The sequence below is a fragment of the Psychrobacter sp. genome (assembly GCF_030457785.1).
Lineage (GTDB): Bacteria > Pseudomonadota > Gammaproteobacteria > Pseudomonadales > Moraxellaceae > Psychrobacter.
In genome coordinates this window covers 1-5,131 of the sequence record NZ_JAKDUI010000196.1, presented here as the reverse complement: position 1 = coordinate 5,131, position 5,131 = coordinate 1, and the positions used below count along the sequence as shown (strand labels likewise).

General features: G+C 42.2%; 6 protein-coding genes. 4 read left to right on the top strand and 2 right to left on the bottom strand.

The window, feature by feature from the left end; genetic code table 11:
* Nucleotides 1-51: 51 nt before the first annotated feature.
* Nucleotides 52-774: an esterase family protein gene (locus tag L0J61_RS09135; RefSeq protein ID WP_301466136.1), complete on the top strand. Its 723-nt coding sequence runs from the start codon at nt 52-54 to the stop codon at nt 772-774.
* A 152-nt stretch (nt 775-926) separates the two neighbouring features.
* Here the strand turns inward: L0J61_RS09135 and htpX are convergent, their stop codons facing one another.
* Entirely contained in the window at nt 927-1,841 is a 915-nt protein-coding gene (gene htpX, locus L0J61_RS09130; RefSeq protein WP_301466135.1) for a protease HtpX, read from the bottom strand.
* Nucleotides 1,842-2,152: 311 nt separating this feature from the next.
* Here htpX and L0J61_RS09125 point away from each other — a divergent pair, with 311 nt between their 5' ends.
* Nucleotides 2,153-2,614 (top strand): isoprenylcysteine carboxylmethyltransferase family protein, encoded by a 462-nt coding sequence (locus tag L0J61_RS09125; protein WP_301466134.1) that lies wholly within the window; start codon nt 2,153-2,155, stop codon nt 2,612-2,614.
* Between the two features lie 182 nt (nt 2,615-2,796).
* Here the strand turns inward: L0J61_RS09125 and L0J61_RS09120 are convergent, their stop codons facing one another.
* The gene (locus L0J61_RS09120; protein ID WP_301466133.1) at nt 2,797-3,360 is read right to left on the bottom strand and encodes a biotin transporter BioY; all 564 of its coding nucleotides are present in this window, start codon (nt 3,358-3,360) and stop codon (nt 2,797-2,799) included.
* 282 nt (nt 3,361-3,642) lie between these two features.
* On the opposite strand from L0J61_RS09120, the gene L0J61_RS09115 reads away from it, so the two are divergent.
* The gene (locus L0J61_RS09115) at nt 3,643-4,455 is read left to right on the top strand and encodes a PhzF family phenazine biosynthesis protein (protein ID WP_301466132.1); all 813 of its coding nucleotides are present in this window, start codon (nt 3,643-3,645) and stop codon (nt 4,453-4,455) included.
* Between the two features lie 6 nt (nt 4,456-4,461).
* Nucleotides 4,462-4,791 (top strand): YnfA family protein, encoded by a 330-nt coding sequence (locus tag L0J61_RS09110; protein WP_301466131.1) that lies wholly within the window; start codon nt 4,462-4,464, stop codon nt 4,789-4,791.
* Nucleotides 4,792-5,131: the final 340 nt, after the last annotated feature.

Genomic DNA, 5,131 nt, shown 5'->3' with positions numbered 1-5,131 from the left:
AAGTATGAGCATTACCTAAGAAACCCCTACCTCTAAGGTAGTGGGTAGTTCATGTTTACCAGTGAGACATTAGACAATACTCGCGATATCACCATCTATTCTCCTGCTATTGATGACCGCCAGAACCATAAGGATGATGCGGTGTTGTTGTACATGTTTGATGCCAATTCGTATACTAATACGGTTGAGATGCCAAAGATCTTAGATAACTTGATCGCCGCCGGAGAAATTCCGCCCGTGACGGCAGTGTTTATCAGTAATCCTGATAGTGATGCTCGTGCGCGTGAATTGCCCGCCAATCCAGTGTTTGCAGATGTCATGGCTAATGAGCTAGCGCCACAGATAAATAAACGCTTGCCAATTACGATACCGAAGGACAGAACCGTCATTGCTGGATCTAGTTATGGTGGCTTAGCTGCTACAACGATTGCATTACGCCACCCTGAGGTATTTGGCAACGTTATCTCTATGTCTGGGTCTTACTGGTGGAAGCCAAAGGAGCAAACAGCAGATGATAAGAACTTTGTGGTTTCTGAAGTTATCAGAATGGATAAAGTACCTGTTCGGTTGTTTTTGAGTGCTGGCGTGTTTGAAACGGCTCGTGGTGATAGTAGTAGCAACGGTATATTGGGAACCAATCGTCATCTTCGTGATGTGCTGTTGGCAAAAGGCTATGACACGCATTATGAAGAATATGGTTCGGGGCATGATTATTTTTCTTGGCGCAATGCAATAGGAGATGGTTTGATATCGCTTTTTGGATCTGAGGAATAAGGTATACTTGTGCGAAATGAACACAAATTGTCGCACAAGCTATAGGTTGTCGTATGATTAGTAGAAAACAGGCGCAACCTTAGAATTACGTCTTCTTAGAGTTACGTCTGTAGCAGGTACACAACAGTCTGATTAATGCATTGATATTTTTACTACGCTTCACTAGGATCATACTCCCTCAACGCCGCAATACGATCATCAAGTGTTGGGTGTGAGCGAAATAGATTTGCAATACTAAAGCCTTGAGTTTGACCAGATGAAATCGCAAACGCTTTCATACTTTCAGGCATTTGGTCGGGGCGCTGTGCAGAGGGACGCAGCGCATCAAGCGCACTGATCATTTTTTCGCGGCTAGCAAGTTTTGCGCCCATTTGATCCGCACGGAACTCACGTAAGCGTGAAAACCACATCACGATGGCAGACGCTAAAAATCCAAGCAGAATATCCATCACAATACTGGTGATAAAGTAACCAATACCTGGACGATCACTGGTGTTTTTAAACACAGCACGGTCGACGAAACTGCCGATAATACGCGCAAAGAACATCACAAAAGCATTGACCACGCCTTGGATAAGAGCGAGTGTTACCATATCACCATTGGCAACGTGACCAATCTCATGCGCGAGCACCGCTTCTACTTCATCTGGCGTCATGCTTTGTAGTAGACCAGATGAGACGGCAACCAAGGCTTTGTTTTTATTCCAGCCAGTCGCAAAAGCATTTGGTTGTGAGTTGTCGAAAATACCGACTTCAGGCATACCGATTTTTACCGCTTTGGCTTGCTTGGCGACGGTGTTCACCAGCCATTTTTCAGTGGCATTGCTTGGGGTGTCGATGACAACTGTGCCCGTAGATCGCTTTGCCATCCATTTTGAGATAAATAGCGATACCATCGAGCCGATCATACCGTATATACCACACATAATGGCAAGACTGGTATAATTGAGACCGCCTGCTGTATGTACGCCACCAATTCCAAAAAACCTAGATAGAATCCCAAACACGATGCTAAATACGACAATCACCGCTAAGTTGGTCAATAAAAACAATCCAATACGCATCATCAGGCTAACTTCCTTATAAAATCAAAGCACAGTTTTGTGGCAACACCTTTATCAGAGTACTTAATAACAAAGGGCAGTCAGAACAAAGGGTAAAATGCTGATAGTGATAATTATAACCTTATGAAGATAGTATAGACGTTAATTCTAGTATCAATTATTTAAGATATAACAATTATGATTGTGATTGTGAGAAATAAGCCAAGTCACAGAGATTGAGCAACAAAATAGGTAAGGCAACGATAAAAGTTGTGTCAAAATACGATACTAAACAAGTCAGTTTGTATCATCAAAATTCTAGCGAAGGTCAAGTCATGAATGCTCTAGAAACCAAAGTACCACCTGTAGCACAAGTCATTGTCATTGCTGCTGGCATGTATGGGTTGGCCAAAACCATGCCCGATCTGGTATTTGCCTTCAGTGGTTCGACTATGCTAGCGATTGGATTGGGTATCATCGGTTTGGGCAGCGGTGCGTTAGGAGTAGCTCAATTTAAGCAGGCTCAGACCACGGTTAATCCGCATACACCCGAAAAATCTACAAATTTAGTGACGGGCGGTATTTATCAATACACCCGCAACCCAATGTATTTGGGGTTGGTGCTTATCTTATTAGGCTGGGGCTTTTATCTGTCTCATTTTTTGTCATTTATGTTGACACCTGTTTTTATGATTTATATGAGGCGCTTTCAAATTCAGCCAGAAGAGCGGATGATGAGTCAAAAATTTGGCAAGCATTATGAAGCGTATGTGTCGCGAGTCAGGCGCTGGATATAAAGCAAGTCTGTTTATTATCAAGTCCAGTTTTAAGAAATTGATAAGTCAATAATAAAGGCTGAACACTATTGAATATAGCGTTCAGCCTTTTATTTATTGAAGTGATAAAACTCAATCAGAGTATTTTCAATCTCTTGATTAAAGAGTAAAGATTTACGCCATCAAGCGAGCAAGCTCTTGGATCATAGTTTTGAGAAAAATCGATGCGTTGGTACGACTAGCGTCGCTGCCAAGACTGCTTTGATAACGCCGCCAATGATGAACGGGTAAAAACCAAGTTGTAGAAGTTTGCCTTCAGGTACAAAAAAGGATAGTTGAGTGAGACCGAACACAAACGTAGCACCAGTAGCGACAATTGCAACCACGGAGCTCATAAAATAACTTTTTAAAATGCCTTTATCACTGAAATAACCTAAAATAGCAACTGTGGCAATAAACCCATATAAATAGCCACCTGTAGGACCCAAAAAGGCAGCAACACCTGCCGGACCGCTAGCGAATACAGGAAGACCGATAGCGCCTTGAAATAAGTATAAAAGCACTGCTGAGATTCCGGCCTTTCTACCTAATGATAGACCAACCACCGTAACAGCAAGGGTTTGACCAGTGATGGGCACTGGGTACATGGGGACAGAAATCTGTGCAAATAAAGCAATCATCAGAGAGCCGAAAATGACTTTGATAAAAAAGGCGGCTTGTTGGTGAGATATAAACCAATGCTTTGCCGAAGTTAAAACGGTTGTCATGCAGGTATTCCTTTCCTGTTTTTTAGTGTACGGATGTAAACTTGAACCTTAAAGTATACTATTGCCTATCTACTTTCAACTCGATCGTAAGATCTTTCAGCTTTAATGTTCGAGCACAAAAAATCAATACTTTGGCATACCATCATATAGGTGCAAGAAGATTTCTTGCAAAAAACCAAAATCAAAAACCACAGACCGAGATTGTCAAGGACAAGGCTTTGTTACACCAGCGATAATCAGCAGTGCTCGTTCCTGAATAATCAAACACACTAGGGCAGTTAAATGAAACTTGAAATCAATATTGTAGATGCTTTTGCTGACGAAGTCTTTAGAGGCAATTCAGCAGCAGTGATTATCACAGAAAGCTGGCTGTCTGATGAGCTGATGCAATCTATCGCTATGGAAAATAATTTATCCGAGACCGCTTATTTAGTATTGGATGATGCAGGTATCTATCATATACGTTGGTTCTCACCGATGACTGAGATTGATTTTTGCGGGCATGCGACTTTGGCGGCTGCTCATATAATATTTCAGAAAAATCCTAGTGTAACTTTCATCAAGTTTTCAGCAAAAGCGGTTGATGTTTTGACAGTCACGAAAACTGACACTGGAAAAATACAAATGGAGTTTCCCAACAGAAAGCCTGAAAAATTTGATGATATTCCTGATGACTTGTTAACGGGTCTCTCGATTGCTCCTGTTGACGTTTATCGCAATGAACAAGCATATTTTGTGATTTATAATTCTGAAGCCGATGTGTTAGAGGTAAAGCGCGATAATGAAGCACTAAAACAGTTGGCTCCTTTAGATGTGGTGGTGACATGTCAGACTAACTCTGACGAATACAAAGAATACGATTTCATTTCGCGTTATTTTTGGCCTGCCAACGGTGGCGATGAAGATCCAGTGACGGGGTCGATACACACTGGACTTGCGCCTTTTTGGGCTGAGCGTTTGGGTAAAAGCCAGTTGAAGGCGTATCAAGCTTCGCAGCGTGGTGGTGTACTCGATTGTGTGGTTGTAGAGGATAGGGTGCTGGTTTCTGGAAATGCGGCACAGTATTTGACAGGTTTTATTACGATTGGGGAGTAGCGGATTTTGACAGAGTTGAGAACCGTTGGGCTATTTGCACTGACAGCATTTTCTGAGATTGTCGGCTGTTATTTGCCATATCTCTGGCTGCGAGAAGGAAAGTCGATTTGGTTGCTGGTGCCAGGAGTGCTGAGCTTGACTGCTTTTGTATGGTTATTAACCTTGCATCCTGCTGCAGTCGGTAGGGTTTACGCAGCTTATGGTGGTGTGTATGTGGCAATGGCCATTATTTGGTTGTGGGCTATCGATGGGATAAGGCCAACCACATGGGATATCTTAGGTTCTGCAGTAGCACTATTAGGGATGGCTATTATTATGTTTGCACCACGCAATTAATGGATGATGTAGTGGGTGGTGATGGGTTTCATCAATGATGGTGTTAATAAGCGCTTACTTACGGATGCTTGTTGATTTGCTATAATAGTTTCCCTGCATCTCGTGGGCTGCGAGAAGCCGATATACAGCACTGTAATACTAGGGCGTGTTGAATATTCACAAATAGGCACTGCTGATAACTAAAATTGTTCCAAACAAGAAGCGAATCGAAGATAATGTTAGTACCTTAGCAAGATTTGCAACGTAGTATGGGACAATTTTAGCATCAGCCCTTTTTTATAAATAAACAGCTGGGACAGGCGTGTTTTTTGCCGCTTTATTGATAAAAATAGACGTATAG